Here is a 23488-nt window from a genome sequence, read left to right on the forward strand (position 1 = left end):
GAGGAGTAAAACATGGCATTTGAAAGTTTAACAGAACGTTTGCAGAACGTCTTTAAAAATCTACGTAAAAAAGGAAAAATCTCTGAGGCTGATGTCCAAGAAGCAACAAAAGAGATTCGCTTGGCCTTGTTGGAAGCCGATGTTGCTTTACCAGTTGTGAAGGACTTTATCAAGAAAGTTCGTGAGCGTGCAGTCGGCCATGAGGTCATTGATACACTTAATCCTGCGCAACAGATTATTAAAATCGTTGATGAGGAACTGACAACCGTTTTAGGTTCTGATACGGCAGAAATTATCAAGTCACCTAAGATTCCTACAATCATTATGATGGTTGGTTTGCAGGGAGCTGGTAAAACAACTTTTGCTGGTAAATTGGCCAACAAACTCAAGAAAGAAGAAAATGCTCGTCCTTTGATGATTGCGGCGGATATTTATCGTCCAGCTGCCATTGATCAGCTGAAGACACTGGGACAACAAATTGATGTGCCTGTCTTCGCACTTGGAACAGAGGTTCCAGCTGTTGAGATTGTCCGTCAAGGTTTGGAACAAGCCCAAGCAAATCACAATGATTATGTCTTGATTGATACGGCAGGGCGTTTGCAGATTGATGAGCTTTTGATGAATGAGCTTCGAGATGTCAAAGCGCTGGCTCAACCAAATGAAATATTGCTTGTAATTGATGCTATGATTGGTCAGGAAGCGGCCAATGTTGCGCGTGAGTTTAATGCTCAGTTAGAGGTGACTGGGGTTATCCTTACTAAGATTGATGGCGATACTCGTGGTGGTGCAGCTCTGTCTGTTCGTCATATAACTGGAAAACCTATCAAGTTCACTGGTACGGGTGAAAAGATTACGGACATTGAAACTTTCCACCCAGATCGTATGTCAAGCCGTATTCTTGGCATGGGGGATATGTTGACATTGATTGAGAAAGCTTCTCAAGAATATGATCAACAAAAAGCCCTTGAAATGGCTGAGAAGATGCGGGAAAACACCTTTGATTTCAATGATTTCATTGATCAGTTAGATCAGGTGCAAAACATGGGACCAATGGAAGACTTGCTCAAGATGATTCCGGGTATGGCTAACAATCCAGCCCTTCAAAATATGAAGGTGGATGAGCGCCAGATTGCTCGCAAACGCGCCATTGTATCTTCTATGACACCTGAAGAACGTGAAAATCCAGATTTGTTAAATCCAAGCCGTCGCCGTCGTATCGCTGCAGGTTCTGGAAATACATTTGTCGAAGTCAATAAATTCATCAAGGACTTTAACCAGGCTAAACAACTCATGCAAGGTGTTATGTCTGGAGATATGAACAAGATGATGAAGCAGATGGGAATCAATCCAAACAACCTTCCTAAAAATATGCCAAATATGGGAGGCATGGATATGTCTGCCCTTGAAGGAATGATGGGACAAGGTGGTATGCCTGACCTGTCAGCTCTTGGAGGAGCAGGAATGCCAGATATGAGCCAGATGTTTGGTGGAGGTCTCAAAGGTAAAATCGGTGAATTTGCCATGAAACAGTCCATGAAACGAATGGCAAACAAAATGAAAAAAGCGAAGAAGAAACGTAAGTAAAATTTAATAAAAAATGACCTGTATCTAAAAGTTAGATAAATTCCTAATTTTTAGATACAGGTTATTTATTTACAGGTAAAAAATTTTACCTTTTAATGACTTAGTCTTTCAATTATTTCAATAAGGACATTTTTGATAGTTTATGGATAGAGGAACTACTAAAGAAAGGTATAAAAAAACTGCACCAAGATGCAGTTTGAATCATTTACGGAAGACATGGGATTCGAACCCACGCACGCTGTTACACGCCTACCGCGTTTCCAACACGGCCTCTTAAGCCTCTTGAGTAATCTTCCAATACTTACTAAAATAGTCTACCATAAAGGTTCTTATCTTGCAATAAAAATTCTGGAAATAAGAAAAATGATAGATTTTGAAAGAAAATGATAAAAAATGCTTGACTTTGAAAAATAGTATGATAGAATGAATAGTGTAAACGATATCAGGAGGTGGTTTGGTGTTAAAAACAGAGCGTAAACAACTGATTTTAGAGGAGTTAAATCAACATCATGTAGTTTCACTAGAAAAATTAGTTAGTTTGCTAGAAACGTCAGAATCAACGGTTCGAAGAGACTTGGATGAGTTGGAAGCAGAAAACAAGCTTCGTCGTGTACATGGTGGAGCAGAATTGCCCCATTCTTTGCAGGAAGAAGAAACCATTCAAGAAAAATCTGTCAAAAACCTTCAAGAAAAGAAGTTGCTGGCTCAGAAAGCAGCCTCTCTCATCAAGGAACAAGATGTCATCTTTATCGATGCAGGAACAACAACTGCTTTTTTGATTCATGAATTGGTTAATAAGAATGTTACAGTTGTGACCAACTCTATTCACCATGCCGCTCAGTTGGTTGAAAAGCAGATTCCAACTGTCATGGTTGGAGGAAGTGTCAAGATGGCGACAGATTCTAGCATCGGGGGCGTTGCTCTTAACCAGATTAACCAATTGCACTTTGATCGTGCCTTTATCGGGATGAATGGTGTGGACGATGGCTATTATACGACTCCTGATATGGAGGAGGGGGCTGTGAAGCGTGCTATTTTAGAGAATGCCAAACAGACCTATGTCTTGGTCGATTCGTCAAAAATTGGACAAACTTGCTTTGCCAAGGTAGCACCACTCAAACGAGCTATTGTTATCACAAGTCAAGGGCATGAGCTCTTGCAGGCTATTAAGGAGAAAACGGAGGTAATAGAAGTATGATTTATACAGTCACACTCAATCCATCCATTGACTATATCGTTCGTTTGGAACAAGTCCAAGTCGGTAGTGTCAATCGTATGGACAGTGATGATAAGTTTGCTGGTGGGAAAGGAATTAATGTCAGTCGTGTCTTGAAGCGCTTAGATATTCCAAATACAGCGACTGGATTTATCGGAGGTTTTACTGGTAAATTTATCACAGATACTTTGGCTGATGAAGCAATCGAGACACGTTTTGTCCAAGTGGCAGAAGATACTCGTATCAATGTTAAAATCAAAGCAGACCAAGAGACAGAAATCAACGGAACGGGTCCAAATGTCGAACCAGCCCAGTTAGAAGAATTGAAAGCTATTTTGTCTAGTTTGACTGCAGAAGACACGGTTGTATTTGCGGGTTCAAGTGCTAAAAATCTAGGCAATGTCATCTACAAGGATTTGATTGCCTTGACACGTCAGACGGGTGCGCAAGTGGTTTGTGACTTTGAAGGACAGACCTTGATTGATAGTTTAGACTACCAGCCACTTTTGGTCAAACCAAACAATCATGAACTTGGAGCGATTTTTGGGGTTAAACTCGAAAGTTTAGATGAAATTGAGAAATATGCTCGTGAGTTACTGGCTAACGGTGCTCAAAATGTTATTATCTCTATGGCTGGGGACGGTGCCCTTCTTGTCACATCTGAGGGAGCTTACTTCGCTAAACCAATCAAAGGAACAGTGAAAAATTCAGTTGGAGCTGGTGATTCTATGGTTGCAGGATTCACAGGCGAGTTTGTCAAATCAAAAGACGCAGTAGAAGCCTTCAAATGGGGAGTAGCTTGTGGAACAGCAACTACTTTCTCGGATGACTTGGCAACAGCAGAATTCATTAAAGAAACATATGAAAAAGTTGAGGTAGAAAAAAGATGAAAATTCAAGACTTATTGAGAAAAGATGTCATGTTGCTGGATTTACAGGCAACTGAAAAAGCAGCTGTCATTGAAGAGATGATTAAAAGTTTGACAGACCACGGTTATGTGACTGATTTTGAAACCTTTAAAGAAGGCATTTTGGCGCGTGAAGCTTTGACTTCTACTGGTTTAGGAGACGGTATCGCCATGCCTCACAGCAAAAACGCTGCTGTCAAAGAAGCGACAGTTCTCTTTGCAAAGTCTAATAAGGGTGTTGACTATGAGAGCTTGGATGGACAAGCAACTGACCTCTTCTTTATGATTGCGGCTCCAGAAGGTGCTAATGACACTCACTTGGCAGCCTTGGCAGAATTGTCTCAATACTTGATGAAAGACGGTTTTGCTGACAAACTTCGTCAAGCAACATCAGCTGACCAAGTTATCGAACTTTTTGACCAAGCTTCAGAAAAAACTGAGGAATCTATTCAAGTACCTGCCAATGACTCTGGTGATTTTATCGTGGCTGTTACAGCTTGTACGACAGGTATTGCCCACACTTACATGGCCCAAGAAACTCTTCAAAAAGTAGCAGCTGAAATGGGAGTTGGTATTAAGGTCGAAACCAACGGTGCTAGCGGTGTTGGAAATCAACTAACTGCAGAAGATATCCGCAAGGCTAAAGCTGTTATCATCGCAGCAGATAAGGCAGTTGAGATGGACCGTTTCGATGGCAAACCATTGATCAATCGTCCAGTTGCAGACGGTATCCGTAAGACCGAAGAATTGATTAACTTGGCTCTTTCAGGAGATGCTGAAGTCTACCGTGCCGCTAATGGTGCAAAAGCTACAACAGCCTCTAACGAAAAACAAAGCTTTGGTGGTGCCTTCTACAAACACTTGATGAGTGGTGTATCTCAAATGTTGCCATTTGTAATCGGTGGTGGGATTATGATTGCCCTTGCCTTCTTGATTGATGGTGCCTTGGGTGTTCCAAATGAAAACCTTGGTAATCTTGGTTCCTACCATGAACTAGCTTCTATGTTCATGAAAATAGGTGGAGCTGCCTTTGGTTTGATGCTTCCAGTCTTTGCAGGTTATGTTGCCTACTCTATTGCTGAAAAACCAGGTTTGGTTGCAGGTTTCGTGGCTGGTGCTATCGCAAAAGAAGGTTTTGCTTTTGGAAAAATCCCTTATGCAGCTGGTGGTGAAGCAACTGCAACTCTTGCAGGTGTCTCATCTGGTTTTCTAGGTGCCCTTGTTGGTGGATTTATCGCAGGTGCCTTGGTTCTTGCTATCAAGAAATATGTGAAAGTTCCTCGTTCACTTGAAGGTGCTAAATCAATTCTTCTCTTGCCACTTTTTGGAACAATCTTGACTGGATTTGTCATGTTAGCTGTTAACATCCCAATGGCGGCAATTAACACTGCTATGAATGATTTCCTAGGCGGTCTTGGAGGAGGCTCAGCTGTCCTTCTTGGTATCGTTCTTGGAGGAATGATGGCTGTGGATATGGGTGGTCCAGTTAACAAAGCTGCCTATGTCTTTGGTACTGGTACGCTTGCAGCAACTGTCTCTACTGGTGGTTCAGTAGCTATGGCAGCAGTAATGGCTGGAGGAATGGTTCCACCGCTTGCCATCTTTGTCGCAACTCTTCTTTTCAAAGATAAATTTACTAAAGAAGAACGCAACTCAGGTTTGACAAACATCGTTATGGGCTTATCGTTTATTACTGAAGGTGCTATTCCATTTGGGGCTGCTGACCCAGCTCGTGCGATTCCAAGTTTCATCCTTGGTTCAGCAGTAGCAGGAGGTTTAGTTGGTCTCGCAGGTATCAAACTAATGGCCCCACACGGAGGAATATTCGTCATTGCCCTTACTTCAAATGCTCTTTTATACCTTGTCTTTGTCTTGGTAGGAGCTCTTGTAAGTGGTGTGGTCTATGGTTACCTTCGTAAACCTCAAGCATAAACGAAAGAATGAATTCGAAAGATTGTATCTCTTAGATGCAATCTTTTTCTCTTTTCGAAATAGGTGTGAAATATGGTATAATAGAAGAATGGCAAACAAGAATACAACTAAAACAAGACGGAGACCGTCTAAAGCAGAACTGGAAAGAAAGCAGGCTATCCAAAGGATGTTGATTTCCTTAGGGATTGCCTTCTTGTTAATTCTTGCAGCATTAAAACTTGGTGCTGCAGGCATAACCCTTTACAATCTTATCCGACTTTTGGTTGGAAGTCTGGCTTATCTGGCAATTTTTGCTCTCTTTATCTATTTGTTTTTATTTAAATGGTTAAGAAAGCATGAAGGGATTCTGTCTGGATTTTTTACTATATTTGCAGGTTTACTTCTGATTTTTGAAGCCTACCTAGTTTGGCAGTATGGTATAGAGCAGTCTGTTTTCAAAGGAACTATGGCTCAGATTGTAACTGATATAACAGGCTTTCGAACGAGCAGTTTTGCTGGAGGAGGTTTGATTGGTGTTGGGCTTTATCTTCCAATAGCTTTTCTTTTCTCAAATATCGGGACATTTTTTGTTGGAGCTTTATTTATTTTAACTGGAGCTCTTTTAATGAGTCCTTGGTCTGTTTATGATATCGCTGAATTTATCAGTAGAGGATTTGCTAGATGGTTGGAAGGTCACGAAAGACGTAAACAAGAGCGTTTTGTTCTGCAAGAAGAAAAAACTCGCTTAAAGGCTGAAGAGGAAGCAAGACTAGAAAAAGAAGAGGCGGAACAATCCTTGCTCACTATGCCTCCTGTAGATATGGAAACGGGAGAAATCTTATCAGAAAATTCGATGGATGATGTCCCACCAATTCCTGAAGAAGAATGGATTGAACCTGAGATTATCCTTCCTCAACCCGAATTTGAAATTCCAGATGTGGAAGAAGAATTTGAGGATCAAGATCTACAGGTTGATTTTTCTGCAAAGGAAGCTATCGAATACAAACTTCCAAGTTTACAACTCTTTGCACCTGACAAACCCAAAGATCAGTCCAAGGAAAAGAAAATCGTTCGTGAAAATATTAAAATCCTCGAAGAAACCTTTGCAAGTTTTGGGATTAAGGTGACAGTTGAGCGGGCTGAAATTGGACCATCTGTTACTAAGTATGAAATTAAACCGGCTGTAGGTGTGCGAGTTAACCGTATTTCTAACTTGGCTGATGATTTAGCTCTTGCATTGGCAGCAAAGGATGTCCGGATTGAAGCACCTATTCCAGGAAAATCCCTAGTTGGTATCGAGGTTCCTAACTCTGAGATTGCAACTGTCTCTTTCCGTGAGCTCTGGGAACAATCGCAAACGAAAGCAGAAAATCTCTTAGAGATCCCTCTTGGAAAAGCAGTTAACGGGACTGCTAGAGCTTTTGATCTATCGAAAATGCCTCATTTGCTCGTTGCAGGTTCGACTGGTTCTGGTAAGTCGGTCGCAGTTAACGGTATTATCGCAAGTATTCTTATGAAGGCACGTCCTGATCAAGTCAAATTTATGATGGTTGATCCGAAAATGGTTGAATTGTCCGTCTACAATGATATTCCTCACCTCTTAATTCCTGTTGTTACCAACCCTCGTAAGGCCAGTAAGGCACTCCAAAAGGTGGTGGATGAGATGGAAAACAGATATGAGCTTTTTGCAAAGGTAGGTGTGCGTAATATCGCAGGCTTCAATGCTAGGGTTGAGGAATTCAACGCCCAGTCAGAATACAAACAAATTCCTTTGCCACTCATTGTCGTGATTGTGGATGAGTTGGCTGATCTTATGATGGTAGCGAGTAAGGAAGTGGAAGATGCCATCATCCGTCTCGGACAAAAGGCGCGTGCAGCAGGGATTCACATGATTCTTGCCACCCAACGACCATCAGTCGATGTTATTTCTGGTTTGATTAAGGCCAATGTCCCATCTCGTGTGGCGTTTGCTGTATCATCAGGTACAGACTCGCGCACCATCTTGGACGAAAATGGAGCTGAGAAACTGCTTGGCCGAGGAGATATGCTCTTTAAACCAATCGATGAAAACCATCCAGTCCGACTGCAAGGTTCCTTTATCTCAGATGATGATGTTGAACGCATCGTCAACTTTATCAAGGAACAGGCTGATGCAGACTATGATGATAGTTTTGACCCGGGAGAAGTTTCAGAAAATGATGGAGAATTTTCTGATGGCGAATCTGGAGGAGATCCCCTCTTCGAGGAAGCAAAGGCTTTGGTTATCGAAACCCAGAAAGCTAGTGCATCTATGATTCAACGTCGTTTATCAGTTGGGTTTAACCGTGCAACTCGCCTCATGGAAGAACTTGAAATAGCAGGAGTCATCGGTCCAGCTGAAGGCACTAAACCACGTAAAGTATTACAAGAATAAAAGTAAAAAATTAGAACGAAATTTATTGAATTACCCATGACCATTTAGGTGCTTAATCCTAATGTCTCTGTGGTAATTCTTTTTTCTATAGTATTTTTAATATAAAATCGATTTTGAAAGTAATTTTAGCTAAAGCTACTAAAGAGATTATCCTTTTACTAAATTTACCTATTAAACTATTGATTTTTCAAAGCATTTTTGTTATATTACATTTAAATAAAAAAATAATATGTTTATTCAGAAGTGGTTAAAATATAGGGAGGTTATTTTTTAAAGAAACATGGAAACGCTTACTGTATAAACTGAAAGGAACGATTCAACAGATGGATAAAAGATTGTTTGAAAAACGTTGCAAGTATAGCATTCGCAAATTTGCACTAGGTGCTGCTTCAGTTATGATTGGTGCTAGTTTTTTTGCTACTGCTCCAGTAATGGCTGACACACCAACAGTTGGTTCAACAGATAATTTGCCAAGTGAGTTGGCTAATTTGGATAAAAAAGCGAGCGATAATGGACGAGAGTTTGATAAAGACGCTGCAGTAGCAAATCCAGGTTCTGCTGAAACAACGGATGGTCCAAAAACTGAGGAAGAGTTGCTTGCTCTTGAAAAGGAAAAGAAAGAAAACACAAATGCATCACCTAAAGATGGAGCTGGCAAATTAGATCATGCAACTGATAATGGCAAAGAAGTTAACAAGGATCAATTGGCTAAAGATACAGATAGTCTGGTACCTGATGATGTAGCTAAAAGCAAAAATGGTGAATTGAACTATGGTGCTACTGTTAAAATTAAAACTCCATCTGGAGAAGGTAGTGGTATTGTGGTTGGTAAGGACCTTGTTTTGACTGTATCCCATAATTTTATTAAGGATGTTCCAGATGGAAACAACCGTAAGGTTGTGGATAATGATGCAGGGGATGGGGATATTTTCAGCATATCCTATCAAGGTCTAGAAGATGTGAACTTCAGTAAGAAAGATGTTATTCATTGGGATCGTGATGGATATCTAAAAGGCTATAAAAACGATTTAGCTCTAGTTAGATTACGTACAGTACTTGAAAATGCGCCAGTTGAAGTGACTGAAAAACCAATAGTTAAAAAAGTTGGAGATAAGGTTAATATGTTCGGCTACCCTGCCGGTAAGTTAGCACCAGTTATTAATGCTACTGTAGATTTTGCTGAACCTTATGGTGAAGGAGTTCAAGGTGTTGGTTATCAAGGTGGGAAACCAGGAGCAAGTGGTGGTGGTATCTTTGATACTAATGGAAAATTAATTGGAGTACATCAAAATGGTGTAGAAGGTGTACGTAGTGGTGGAATTCTTTTCTCTCCAGCCCAGTTAAAATGGATACAAGACCATATCAATGGAATTAATAGTTCAAAACCTGCGAATTTAGAAGAAACTGAAAAACCAGTTGAAGAAAAGCCAAAAGCAGATAAGCCGAAAGAAGAAAAACCAGCTACAGCTAAGCCAGAGACATCGAAGGAGATTACTCCTGAGTGGCAAACTGTTGCAACAAAGGATCAACAGGGAACAGTTAGCATTCGTGAAGAGAATGGTGTTCGCTATAATCGACTAGAATCTACTTCTCAAAATGACAATGCTAAAAAACCAGCATTGTTTGAAAAGAAAGGTTTGGCAGTTGATGCTAATGGAAATGCAACGGTTGATTTTACATTTAAAGAAGAGTCTGAAACAGGCAAATCACGTTTTGGTGTCTTTATGAAATATAAGGATACTGAAAACAATGTTTTTGTAGGTTATGATCAAGGTGGTTGGTTCTGGGAATATAAAACACCTGGAAATAGCACATGGTATCAAGGTGGACGTGTAGCTGCTCCAGTAAACGGATCAGTCAATCATTTGAATATTAGCTTGAAATCAGACGGTCAGCTTAATGCTACAAATAATGATGTGAAGCTTTTTGACACTGTAACCTTACCAGCTGCTGTAAATGAAAATCTCAAGAATGAAAAGAAAATCTTAATTAAAGCTGGTACTTACAATGGTAGTGAAAGAACTATTATAAACGTTAAAACAGATAACCAAGAAGGCGTTAAAAAGAATCAGGAACCTGTTGAAAAAGAAAAAGGTGAAGTGGTTGATGACAGTAACGTTAAGTACGATACTATTGAGTCAAAAGTACTAAAAGCAGTAATTGACCAAGCCTTTCCACGTGTCAAGGAATACACGCTGAATGGTCATACTTTACCTGGGCAAGTTCAACAACTTAAGAAAATCTTGGTAAACAATCACGAAATTACACCTGAAGTCACCTATAAGAAGATCAATGATACTACTGCAGAGTACTTGATGAAGCTTCGTGATGAGAAGAATTTCATCAATGCAGATATGACCGTACGTTTGCAAGTTGTGGACAATCAATTGCACTTTGATGTGACCAAGATTGTAAACCACAATCAAGTCACTCCAGGTCAGAAGATTGATGATGAAAGAAAACTTCTCTCCTCAATCAATTTCTTAGGGAACTCACTTGTGTCGGTTTCAAGCGACCAAGCTGGGGCTAAGTTTGATGGGGCAACCATGTCAAACAACACTCATATCAGTGGAGATGATCATATTGCTGTAACCAATCCAATGAAAGATTTGGCTAAGGGTTACATGTATGGTTTTGTTTCTACAGATAAGCTTGCTGCAGGTGTCTGGAGCAATTCTCAAAACAGCTACGGTGGTGGTTCGAATGACTGGACTCGTTTGACAGCATTCAAACAAACCGTTGGAAATACAAACTATGTGGGAATTCAAAGCTCTGAATGGCAATGGGAAAAAGCGTATAAGGGCATTGTCTTCCCAGAATATACTAAGGAACTTCCAAGTGCTAAAGTTGTTATCACTGAAGATGCCAATGCGGATAAGAAAGTGGACTGGCAAGATGGTGCCATTGCTTATCGTAGCATTATGAACAACCCTCAAGGTTGGGAAAAAGTCAAGGATATCACAGCATATCGTATCGCGATGAACTTTGGCTCTCAAGCTCAGAACCCATTCCTTATGACTTTGGATGGTATCAAGAAGATTAATCTTCATACAGATGGGCTTGGACAAGGTGTCCTCTTAAAAGGATATGGTAGCGAAGGTCATGACTCTGGTCACTTGAACTATGCTGATATTGGTAAACGTATTGGTGGTGTAGAAGACTTCAAGGCCTTGATTGAAAAAGCGAAGAAATATGGAGCTCATCTTGGTATCCACGTTAATGCTTCAGAAACTTATCCTGAGTCTAAATACTTTAACGAAAATATTCTTCGCAAGAATGCTGATGGCAGCTTCAGTTATGGATGGAACTGGCTAGACCAAGGTATTAATATTGATGCCGCATATGACCTAGCACATGGCCGTTTGGCTCGTTGGGAAGAATTGAAAAACAAACTTGGTGAAGGCCTTGACTTTATCTATGTCGATGTATGGGGGAATGGTCAATCAGGTGACAACGGTGCTTGGGCTACCCACGTTCTTGCTAAAGAAATTAATAAACAGGGTTGGCGCTTTGCTATTGAGTGGGGTCATGGTGGTGAATATGATTCAACCTTCCAACACTGGGCAGCAGACTTGACTTATGGTGGCTACACTAATAAAGGTATCAACAGTGCTATTACTCGCTTTATCCGTAACCACCAAAAAGACTCTTGGGTTGGTGATTACAGAAGCTATGGTGGTGCCGCTGACTATCCTCTTCTAGGTGGATATAGTATGAAGGACTTTGAAGGTTGGCAAGGACGAAGCGACTACAATGGCTATGTAACTAACTTGTTTGCTCATGATGTCATGACCAAGTACTTCCAACACTTCACTGTAAGCAAATGGGAAAATGGAATACCTGTTACAATGTCAGACAATGGTAGTACATATAAATGGACTCCAGAAATGAAAGTTGAGTTAGTAGATGCTGATAACAATAAGGTAGTTGTGACTCGTAAGTCAAATGATATCAATAGCCCGCAATACCGTGAACGTACAGTAACACTTAATGGACGTGTTATCCAAGATGGTTCAGCTTACTTGACTCCATGGAACTGGGATGCAAATGGGAAAAAACTTGCTAGTGACAAGGAAAAAATGTACTACTTCAATACGCAAGCTGGTGCAACAACTTGGACGCTTCCTAGCAACTGGGCGAATAGTAAGGTTTACCTTTATAAACTAACTGACCAAGGTAAGACTGAAGAACAGGAAGTAGCTGTGAAAGATGGTAAGATTACCCTTGATCTTACTGCAAATCAACCTTATGTACTCTATCGCTCTAAACAAACGAATCCTGAAATGTCATGGAGTGAAGGTATGCATATCTATGACCAAGGATTTAACAGTGGAAGCTTGAAACATTGGACCATTTTAGGTGATGCTTCTAAAGCAGAAATCGTGAAATCTCAAGGCGCAAATGAAATGCTTCGAATTCAAGGTAATCAGAGCACGGTCAGCCTCACTCAGAAATTAACTGGTTTGAAACCAAATACCAAGTATGCAGTTTATGTCGGGGTTGATAACCGTAGTAATGCTAAGGCAAGTATCACAGTAAATACAGGTGAAAAAGAAGTGACAAGTTATACTAACAAGTCATTAGCTCTTAACTATGTGAAAGCCTATGCTCATAATACACGTCGTGATAATGCTACTGTAGATGATACAAGTTACTTCCAAAACATGTATGCCTTCTTCACAACAGGTTCTGATGTATCAAATGTTACTTTAACCTTGAGCCGGGAAGCAGGAGCGGAAGCAACTTACTTTGATGAAATTCGTACTTTTGAAAATAATTCAAGCATGTACGGAGATAATCACGATACTGGAAAAGGAACCTTTAAACAAGACTTTGAAAATGTTGCACAAGGTATTTTCCCATTTGTAATCGGTGGTATTGAAAATGTTGAAGACAACCGTACCCACTTATCTGAAAAACATGATCCATATACACAGCGTGGATGGAACGGTAAGAAAGTTGATGATGTTATTGAAGGAGATTGGTCACTTAAGACAAATGGTCTTGTTAGCCGTCGTAACTTGGTTTACCAAACAATTCCGCAAAACTTCCGTTTTGAAGCTGGTAAGACTTATCGTGTAACTTTTGAATACGAAGCAGGCTCTGACAATACCTATGCATTTGTAGTTGGTAAAGGTGAATTCCAAACTGGACGCCGTGGTAATCAAGCGAGCAACTTAGAAATGCATGAATTACCAAATACTTGGACAGATTCTAATAAAGCCAAAAAAGTAACCTTCCTTGTAACAGGTGCAGAAACAGGCGATACTTGGATTGGTATCTACTCAACTGGTAATCCAAGCAATACACGTGGTGACTCTGGTGGAAATGCAAACTTCCGCGGTTATAACGACTTCATCATGGATAAACTTCAAATTGAGGAAATTACATTAACAGGTAAGATGTTAACCGATAATGCCTTGAAGAACTACTTGCCAACTGTTGCTATGACCAGCTATACTAAGGAGTCTATGGATGCATTGAAAGAGGCTGTCTATAACCTCAGCCAAGCAGATGATGACATTAGTGTAGAAGAAGCGCGTGCCGAGATTGCTAAGATTGAAACTCTTAAGAATGCTTTGGTACAGAAGAAAACATCCTTGGTAGCGGAAGACTTTGAAACACTGAATGCTCCAGCTCAAGCGGGAGAAGATTTAGCAAATGCCTTTGATGGGAACTTGTCAAGTCTATGGCATACATCTTGGAATGGTGGAGATGTGGGCAAACCTGCAACTATGGTATTGAAAGAAGCGACAGAAATCACTGGATTCCGTTATGTGCCACGTGGATCAGGATCAAATGGTAACTTGCGAGATGTGAAACTGGTTGTGACAGATGAGTCTGGTAAAGAACATACTTTCACTGCAACTGATTGGCCAGATAACAATAAACCAAAAGATATTGATTTTGGTAAGACAATCAAGGCTAAGAAAATTGTTTTGACAGGTACTAAGACTTATGGAGACGGTGGTGATAAATATCAAGCTGCTGCTGAACTCATCTTTATTCGACCTCAAGTAGCTGAAACACCTCTTGATTTGTCAGCTTATGAAAAAGCTTTAGCAAAAGCACAAAAATTGACAAGTAAAGAAAATAAAGAAGAGGTAGCAAGTGTAGCTAATAGTATGAAATACGCAACTGACAATCATCTCTTGACAAACAGACTAGTTGAATTCCTTGCTGATTATCTCAACCAATTAAAAGAGCAAGCAGTTCAACTTGAAACTCCTTCAAGCAGTAAGGGGGATGAAGCTACACCAACTTTTGAGGTTCCTGAGTACAAAGGAATACTTGCTACAGTAGGTGACGAACCGGCTCCTACACTAGAAGTACAACCAGAATATACTGGTGGAGTAAATGCGGTAGAAGCTTTGGTAAATCAAAAACCAGCTTATACTAGCAATCCAGCTACCGTAACTAATCAAGCCAATCTAATGCTTGAAAAGGAACCTTATCGTATCAGTCAAATGAGCCAAGGCAATCTTGAAGAATCTAAAGTTTCGCCATCAAGAACAGAACAAAAGGCTTTACCAGAAACAGGTGAAAGCAAGTCTGAAACAGCTATCTTCTTAGCTAGTGTTAGTCTCGCTTTATCTGCTGCTGTCCTTGCCACAAAACGTAAAGAAGAATAAATATCTTAGGATTTTAGACTAAATAGTACTAGAATTCATATAAACATTCATTAGCTGGAGAGGACCTCTAGGTTCTCTCCGTTTTTAAATAGAAAATGAGACCGCTTACTTTGATAAAATAAGTGGATGAAAGGAATAGGAGAAAGATGGATAGACATTTTTTTGAAAGACGCTGTCATTTTAGTATTCGAAAATATGCAATTGGTGTAGCGTCGGTGATGATTGGGGCCAGTATCTTTGGTGCGAATGTAGTACAAGCGGCGGAAACAAATGGAACACCCAAGAAAGAAGGTACTGTCACACAAGCCCAGCCTTTAGACAAGTTACCAGACGATTTAGCACCTCTCTTAAAGAACGCTGAATTAGAAGCAACGGCAGATACAAGTCATGGTGAAAATCATGGAGGTGAAGAAACAACCAAACCTACAGCGCCTGCAACAGAAAAACCAGCAACAAGTCCTGTAGCTCCAAAACCAACTGAAACTTCAAAACCTGCTGATAATCAAACGTCAGAAAACAAACCGGCTACTACAATACCTGTAGAAAAGGAAATCGAAGATAGGGAAGACCGTAACCATTTAGAAGGTATTACCGTTCAAGCAAACGACTCAGAAACTGGAACTCCTTTTACTGCTGACAAGGCAGTAGATGGGGACCCTGATACTCGTTGGGCAACTAATCAAAATATTGAAAAGCCAACCTTTGAATTAACGCTGCCAAAAACAACACTAATTAGACATGTGGAAATTGATTGGGATCGTCGCGTTCGTAATGGTAAAAATGATCCAAATATCAAATCTTGGAGCCTCTACTATGCAGGTCAAGATGATGTAAATGCTAGTGGAGAAAAACAATGGAAGCTAGCTCATACCAAGACTGGAGAACCTGTTTTAGATGAGAAAGTTGACTTAGCTAATAGTATTCAAGCTAAATATCTCAAGTTAGAAATCAATGACTATCAAGCGGGTACAATGGGCTGGAGAAACGCTGGGATTCAAGAAATTCGGGCTTATTCGAATATTCCTGATACAAGTAAGGTAACGGATATCCGTCAGGTTACAGAATTGACTGTTGCTAAAGATGGACAGTCTCTTGTTTTGCCAACTCTACCAGGAAAAGTCAGTCTCATCGGAAGTAATAAGCAAGGTGTCATTGATCTTCACAATCATATCTATAAACCTTTGACTGATCAACGAGTAAAAGTTATGGTGGAGCAAGTCCAAGATTCACATACCTTTACTAAAGAATTTGAAGTAGTCATCAAGGGGCTACATCAGGATGAAGGTGTGGGTGTCAAACCCAAAGTAGCACCAGCTGTTCAACAATGGTATGGAAAAGAAGGTCAATCTTCTATCACTTCAGATACAGTTCTTGCGACAGGAGATTCTGGTTTTGATCAGGCAGCAACTTTCTATCAATCAGATTTGGCTAGTCGAGGTTTAGAACTTACAACAGGTGATAAACAAGCTCAGAAAAGAATCGAATTTAAGAAGGTTGAAAACAAAGGGTATGGTAAGGAAGGTTATGGCATAGCTATCCAAGATGGTGTCATTACGATCGAAGCTGCAACGAACACAGGAGCCTTCTACGCCACTCGTACTCTTCTTCAAATGGGGGAAAGTAATCTCCAAAATGGAGAAATTCGTGATTTCCCAAGCTTCAGTCACCGTGGCTTTATGCTAGATACAGGTCGTAAATTTATTCCTTATGATGCCCTTGTAGATATCATGCTTAACATGGCTTACTACAAGATGAACGACTTGCAGTTGCACCTCAACGATAACTATATCTTCCTAAAGGAACACTTGGCAGGTAAGAACTTAACACAAGAAGAAGAGCTTAAATATGTTCTAGAACATGCTAAGACAGGTTTCCGTGTAGAGACAGATATTGTCGGTAAGAATGGTCAAAAATTAACATCAGATGAGCACTATACTAAAGAAGAGATGCAAAATCTGATTAAACTTGCTAAGGCCTTGCATATCAATCTAGTACCTGAAATTGACACACCAGGTCATGCTCTGTCATTTGTCAAAGTTCGTCCAGACCTCATGTATCAAGGTAGTCTGAGCGATTACAGAGGTAAACATAACGTAGAGCGCGTTGCCATGCTCGACTTAGATAACAAATATGATGAAACGCTGGCTTTTGTCAAATCAGTTTATGACAAACTCCTAGATGGACCAGATGCACCGCTTCATGGCGTATCTACCGTTCATATTGGTACGGACGAATATTATGGTAGTAGAGAAAGCTATCGTCGTTATGTCAATGACCTTATTAAATACATTAAAGGAAAAGGATATACACCTCGTATTTGGGGATCGCTCAGTGCGAAACGAGGTAAAACAGCGGTTGATTGGAAAGATGTAGAAGTTGATATCTGGAGTATTGGCTGGCAGCAACCAAAAGAAGCTATTGCTCAGGGAGCTAAGATTATCAACATAACAGATATTCCAACCTATAGTGTACCTAATGGTGATAATCGTCAAGCAGCTTATGGTGATTATGCTAACTATGAAACTCAATATAATGGTTGGACACCAAACGATTTCAGAACAGGTCATGGTCCACTTCTAGAGGCATCAAATCCAAATGTAATTGGTGGTGGCCACGCAGTTTGGAATGATAATATTGATCTTCATGAGACAGGTTTGACATCCTATGATATCTTCAAACGCTTCTTCAAGAGCATGCAAACAACTGCAGAACGTACTTGGGGTTCTGACAGAGCTGCAGCAACCTTTAAAGAACGTACTTTGCCAACCAGCCCTTATGCACCACAGTCAAATCCTGAAAAAGAGATTAATCAAAGTGATTTATTTACTATCAATCCTGAAACAGTGAAAAACTATGCAAGTAAGAAAGTAAAAGCAACTGATCAAGGTTTAGCATTTGATAAAGACAGCAGTATTGAAGGACTAGCTGGTGACGTTGGTCCAAGTCATGTCTTGAAGTTTGATGTAACTGTCACTGGAGACGGTGAACAAACCTTCTCAACAAGTGGAGACAACCGTATCTATCTAGCTGATAAAGACGGCTATCTTGCTTATCAATTTGAACAGTTCCATATCCAATTCAAGAAAAAACTTGAAAAGAACAAACGTTATCAAATCTCTATTGTGAGCAAACCACAATCAACGGAATTCTATGTGGATGGTGAGAAGATTGAACGTATCGCAAATCCAGCTCACCCTCGCTTTGCCCACAATAGCTTGGTTCTACCGCTTGAAAGCATCGGTGGGTTCAAAGGAATTTTACATAGTGCAGAGTTGTCAGATAAACCATTTGTAAATCCTCGTTTGATTCCAACAGATCATTTCACAGTTTCTGCAACTAGTCAAGAAACACCAGGAACAGCGACTGAAGGCACTGTTGAAAAAGCCTTTGACAATGATCCAAACACATTCTGGCATACTAAATGGACTGGTGATGCTGCACCATACACGCTTTCGATGACTTTGAAAGAGGCGGAAAAAGTTAATGGTTTATCTTATTTACCGCGTCCGAATGGTGGAAATGGTATTGTCACTCGTTACGAAATCTTTGCTCAAAAAGATGGTCAAATGGTTAAGGTTTCAGAAGGTAAATGGGAAAATAATACCCAAGAAAAAACTGTTAACTTTGCCCCTGTTCATACAAACAAGATTGATTTGAAAGTATTGGAAGGTGTAGGTGGTTTTGCAAGTGCTGCGGAAGTTCATTTGTTAAAACCTGTCAAAGAAGGACAAGAAACTTCTGAACCAACGAAACCTGAGACACCGATTACTCCTGAAAAACCAAAAGTAGAAGAAATTGGTGATGGAACAGTTGAATTAGCAGATCAGTTCACAGCAAGTAAACCAGCTAGTGAAGAAAGCATTGTTGCAGCAAGTAAGAGTGACGACTATCTTAAGAAAGAGTATAAGATCTTCCCAACTCCACAAAAAGTAACTTATGAAGAAGGTGTTACAGCTCTTCGTAAGACAGTCAACCTTGTAATGGGCGATCAACTTGATGTTTATACACGTAATCGTTTGAAGAGCGTTTTGCAGGACAACCAAGTTTCATATACAACAAGCAAATCAGCGGTTGCTGGTGCAACTAATATCTATCTCGGAGTACATGGACAAGAGTCACAAGCTGAAAAGCAATTGTCCAACGTTAAATCAGAACTTTTTAATAAGATTGATGCTTATGCATTATCTATCAAGAATAACTCTATCTCTATCGTCGGAAAAGATACGGATGCAGTTTTCTATGGTTTGACAACTTTGAAACACATGCTTAAAGAAAGCCCAGCGCCAGTCCTACGCAATGTGACAGTTGAGGATTACGCTGAAATTAAAAATCGTGGTTTCATCGAAGGATACTATGGAAATCCATGGTCTAATGCAGACCGTGCAGAACTCATGCGCTATGGTGGTGACTTGAAGTTGACCCAATACTTCTTTGCACCAAAAGATGATCCATATCACAACAAGAAATGGCGTGAACTTTATCCAGAAGAAAAACTAGCTGAAATTCGTGACCTTGCTCGTGTCGGAAATCAAAACAAGACTCGTTATGTTTGGACAATCCATCCATTCATGAATAACCGCATTCGATTTGATGATGAGACTCACTATCAGCAAGACCTTGCAACCATTAAGGCTAAATTTACTCAATTAATGAAAGTAGGGGTACGTGAGTTTGGTATTCTAGCAGATGATGCACCAAGTCCAGTAGGCGGTTACAATAGCTACAACCGTTTGATGAATGACATGACCAACTGGTTAACAGAAATGCAGGGAACCTATAGCGGTCTTCGCAAAGAAATGATCTTTGTACCAGGTCAGTATTGGGGTAATGGTCGTGAAGCGGAGTTGAAGGCTCTCAATGAAAATCTTCCAAGTTCCGCCTCTATGACTTTGACTGGTGGTAAGATTTGGGGTGAAGTTTCTGAGAACTTCCTATCAACCCTTAAGAATAATCTGACAGCAGGTGGTAAAACTTATCGTCCAGTATCTCTTTGGGTTAACTGGCCAGTTACAGATAACTCTAAACAACATTTGATTCTTGGTGGTGGTGAGAAATTCCTTCATCCGAATGTGGATCCAAGTCTCCTTTCTGGTATTATGTTGAACCCAATGCAACAGTCAGAACCATCTAAGATCGCCCTTTTTGCAGGAGCTCAATATACTTGGAAACAGTGGAAGACTGAAGAAGAAGCGAAGAAAGTTAACGATGTTGCCTTCAATTTTGTAGAAAATGGACACTTTGAAGATAGTAAAACTTCGGCTGCTTTCCGTGAACTTGGTAAGCACATGATTAACCAAAATATGGATGGTCGTGTAGTAAAACTTGAGGAATCAGTTGAATTGGCTCCTAAATTGACAGACTTTGTAACCAAACTAAAAGCAGGTCAGGATGTGACTGCAGAACGTGGAGCTTTACGTGCTGAATTTGCTAAGTTAAAAGAAGCTGCTGAAGTCTATAAAGCATCTGGTGATCCAAAAATGGTTAACCAAATTCACTATTGGTTGGATAATACAATTGATCAAATGAAAGCTTTAGACGCCTTCCTTACAGGAACAGAAGCGATGTCGTCAAATGATGCAGCCAAACTTTGGGACAGTTATTATAAAGGTTTGAAATTATACGAACAGTCACAAACTCATACTTTCCATTATGTAGACCATCTTGAAAAGGCTGAGTTGGGTGTACAACATATCCGTCCATTCATCCTTTCCTTGAAAGAAGTTCTTGCTTCTGAAGTTCAAAAAGTATTGCATCCAGATCAAATCATTAGTAGTTTCATTACTAATAGAACGGGTGTAGAAGGTGGTCTGGCAGAAGTAACAGATGGTGACCTAGCAACACATGCCCTCATTAAATCACCAAATAGTATCAAGACAGGTGATTACATTGGTATGAAGTTCAACAAGCTAGTTGCTATTCAAAATTTGACCTTCGCCATGGGAACTCAATCAAATCCTCGTGATACATTTAGCAAGGCTGAAGTTCAGTATCAAGATGAAAAAGATAATTGGGTAAGTTTGAAAGAACCAGCATATGTTGGTAATGAATCACTTGTTCAGTTTGAAAATCTTAACATCAAAGCTAAAGCAGTACGTATGATTGCAACAGAAGATCGTGATAACACTTGGTTTGCAGTTCGCGAAATTGCAGTAAATCGTCCAGTAGAGAAAGCTCGTAAACAACAAACTGCTACAATTAGCCTTAGCTCAAATCTAGTTTATAAACTGAGAACATCAGCAAGTCAAATTACTGATGGTAAAGATAATACAGAAGCTATGATGGCAAATGCTGATGGTAGTAACACTACACCAGTTGATGCTTGGGCTCAACTTGATTTGGGTGAAGTTAAGCCAGTGACGAAAGTTCGTCTTCACCAAGGTTCAGGTGATAAACTAGCTTCAGGTGTACTTGAGTACTCTACTGATGGAAAGGCATGGCAAGAATTGGATAGTTTGACAGGTGAGCAAACTAAGGAAGTCACAAGAGCTATTAATGCTCGTTATGTCCGGGTACGCAACACCAAAGCTACCGATCTATGGTGGCGCATTGCAGATTTCTCTGTTGAGACACGTTCTGGAAATACTGAATTAACAGACACCAATGTTGATGCTCTGAAAGAAACTCCAGTATTTGATAGCCTAGGACGTTATGATCTTCAGATTCCATCTGGCACAAAACTTCCTGCAAATAGTTATTTGGGAATGAAACTTGACCGTATTCATGAAGTGAACAGTATTCAACTACAAGGTCAAACAAATCCAGCACTTAGCTTGGAATACTCTGCTAATGCTCAAGAATGGACACCAGCTAGTCAATTGACTGATAGATCTGTAGCAACACATTTGGTACGTTACGTTCGTCTTGTTAATAAAACAGATCAAGAGCAGGCTGTTCCATCTACTTCTCTTCTAGTAACTACCAAAGAAGTCCAACCAACAACACTAGAATCAACAACTATGGGTATTCATCCAACATACGGAAGCAATGATGTCCGTAAGATAAATAACCTTGATCAATTGTTTGACGGTGTTTACAACAATTTTGTTGAGTTTTCTGACTATGCCCATAAAGATGGCCATGTAACCTTAAAACTTGGTAGCGAACGCACTATCAAGAAAATCAGAGCCTACATCCAAGACGGAACTCAAAACTATCTTCGTGATGGTAAAATCCAAGTCAGTCAAGACGGTAAAACATGGACAGATGTCGTTACAGTTGGTGATGGTGTAGCCAATAGCCAACAAGATGATTCGCTTACTGATGGTTGGACGCATGACTCTAAGATGCCAGGTAACCGTTACATTGAAGGTGAGCTTGCAACTCCAGTTAAGGCTAATTATCTCCGTGTCCTCTACACTGCTGACTATGATGCTCGTTTTGTAGGATTTACAGAATTAGTCATTAATGATGGCGAATTTGTCAAACCAATCAATGATCCAACAGTAGAAGGAAAAGGTGGCGAAAGCCGTGGAAACTTCTATACAAACCTCGTTGATGGAAAAGTGTTGACCAGCTACAAAGCAGAACAAGATAAGGGAGAAATGGTTTATCACTTGTCTGAACCAACCAATGCTAACCATCTTCGTCTCGTTTCAAGTCTTCCAGAAGGTGCTAAGGCACGTGTTCAGGCTAGAACTCTTAAGGATGGACAAGAAAGTTGGACAGATCTTGGCGCAATTTCTTCAAGTCTCCAAACATTTGCAATTCGAAATGGTGGTTCACTTCTAGATGTTAAACTTGTCTGGGAAGGTGGTAAGGCTGAGTTTTATGAGTTAGCTAGCTTCTATCAAGAATTAACAGAAGAACCTGTTCAATCAAGTAAAGGTGAAGATCCAGCACCAGTTCTTGATGTTCCTGAGTTTGCTGGAGGAGTAAATGCAGTAGAAGCATTGGTACATGAGTTTCCAGTCTACACAGGTTCATTATCAACTGTAGGTGATCGAGTAGCTCCAATGCTTGAGAAAACTGAGTTTATGATATCTTCATTCGAAAAAGGTAAGAACTTAGAATCAAGAGTTCAAAATCTTGATACTTCTGAACCAACAATGCAAGATGTTAAGGAAGAAAAGAGTTTACCAGAAACTGGGGAAATCCAATCTAAAACAACTATCTTCCTAGCAAGTGTAGGTTTAGCCTTATCAGCTATGCTTGTTACTAAAAGAAAAAAAGACTAATTTTTTATATATAAAAAATTGTCTTTGATAGAATTTTAAATTTGTTAGGTTTATAATACAGAAAAAACTGAAAAATTAGGGCTCTTTGTCAACTGTAGTAGGTTGAAGAAAAGCGAAGATCGAGAAAGGACACATTTTGTCCTTTCTTTTTTGATGTTCAGAGCGATAAAAATCCGTTTTTTGAAGTTTTCAAAGTTTCGAAAACCAAAGGCATTTCGTTTGATAAGTTTGATGAGACTTTTGTCCCAGGCTCTTTTCTCATGCTGTTTCTATTGTATTTCGGTTGCATTTTAGCCACTCATAAAAGAGTTTAAGCAGTTATTAGTCAATCTACTTAACAAGTAAAATGCTATGTAGAACTCCTAATGTTTAAAAATATTTCTCTAGTTACAGAGAAGCAAGTTTCAGTTGTTCTAGACTATTTTGGAAGAATTGAAAAGTATTGGAGAAAAAAGTGTATCTAGAAATGATAAATTGATATCTTTAGTTTGATACTATAGTTAATTGAAACAAGAGCAGGATAAAAGAGCCTCGAAAAAAGTATTACAACTCGGTAATACCTTTTTGAGGTGCTTTTTGATATGAGCCCATGTTTTCTCAATAGGATTGTACTCAGGTGAATAGGGAGGAAGAGGTAAAAGTTTATGCCCA

General features: G+C 39.9%; 8 protein-coding genes, 1 tRNA gene and 1 pseudogene. 7 read left to right on the forward strand and 3 right to left on the reverse strand.

Annotated features, from left to right (window positions below):
* Positions 1 to 12 precede the first annotated feature (12 nt).
* On the forward strand, positions 13 to 1584 hold the full coding sequence (gene ffh, locus QZ114_RS00200) for a signal recognition particle protein (protein ID WP_295498186.1): 1572 nt from the start codon (positions 13 to 15) through the stop codon (positions 1582 to 1584).
* A 208-nt stretch (positions 1585 to 1792) separates the two neighbouring features.
* Here the strand turns inward: ffh and QZ114_RS00205 are convergent.
* A tRNA-Ser gene (locus QZ114_RS00205) sits at positions 1793 to 1880 on the reverse strand.
* A 161-nt stretch (positions 1881 to 2041) separates the two neighbouring features.
* Here QZ114_RS00205 and QZ114_RS00210 point away from each other — a divergent pair.
* From QZ114_RS00210 to QZ114_RS00235, 6 genes are all read left to right on the forward strand, one after another.
* Positions 2042 to 2782, forward strand: coding sequence for a DeoR/GlpR family DNA-binding transcription regulator (locus QZ114_RS00210; RefSeq protein WP_295498189.1), 741 nt, complete (start codon positions 2042 to 2044; stop codon positions 2780 to 2782).
* The gene (gene pfkB / locus QZ114_RS00215; RefSeq protein WP_295498192.1) at positions 2779 to 3690 is read left to right on the forward strand and encodes a 1-phosphofructokinase; all 912 of its coding nucleotides are present in this window, start codon (positions 2779 to 2781) and stop codon (positions 3688 to 3690) included. The genes QZ114_RS00210 and pfkB overlap by 4 nt, the downstream gene beginning before the upstream one ends.
* The gene (locus QZ114_RS00220; protein WP_295498195.1) at positions 3687 to 5639 is read left to right on the forward strand and encodes a fructose-specific PTS transporter subunit EIIC; all 1953 of its coding nucleotides are present in this window, start codon (positions 3687 to 3689) and stop codon (positions 5637 to 5639) included. Before pfkB ends, QZ114_RS00220 begins: the two co-directional genes overlap by 4 nt.
* A 139-nt stretch (positions 5640 to 5778) precedes the next feature.
* Positions 5779 to 8031 (forward strand): DNA translocase FtsK, encoded by a 2253-nt coding sequence (locus QZ114_RS00225; RefSeq protein WP_295498207.1) that lies wholly within the window; start codon positions 5779 to 5781, stop codon positions 8029 to 8031.
* A gap of 323 nt (positions 8032 to 8354) precedes the next feature.
* Positions 8355 to 14663 carry a SpGH101 family endo-alpha-N-acetylgalactosaminidase gene (locus QZ114_RS00230; RefSeq protein ID WP_295498198.1) on the forward strand — a complete coding sequence of 2103 codons (6309 nt, stop codon included), beginning with the start codon at positions 8355 to 8357 and terminating at the stop codon, positions 14661 to 14663.
* A 146-nt stretch (positions 14664 to 14809) separates the two neighbouring features.
* A complete protein-coding gene (locus QZ114_RS00235; RefSeq protein WP_295498201.1) occupies positions 14810 to 22837 on the forward strand; it encodes an SIALI-17 repeat-containing surface protein in 8028 nt (2675 codons plus the stop codon).
* 119 nt (positions 22838 to 22956) lie between these two features.
* On the opposite strand, the pseudogene QZ114_RS00240 reads toward QZ114_RS00235, so the two are convergent.
* Both QZ114_RS00240 and QZ114_RS00245 read right to left on the reverse strand, forming a co-directional pair.
* Positions 22957 to 23076: pseudogene (locus tag QZ114_RS00240) on the reverse strand (transposase); the annotation flags it as partial.
* Between the two features lie 261 nt (positions 23077 to 23337).
* Positions 23338 to 23488, reverse strand: a 151-nt coding sequence (locus QZ114_RS00245; protein ID WP_295498210.1) for a transposase, incomplete at its 5' end; no start/stop codon positions are given.

The sequence above is a fragment of the uncultured Streptococcus sp. genome (assembly GCF_901875575.1).
In the GTDB taxonomy this organism is placed as follows: Bacteria; Bacillota; Bacilli; order Lactobacillales; family Streptococcaceae; genus Streptococcus.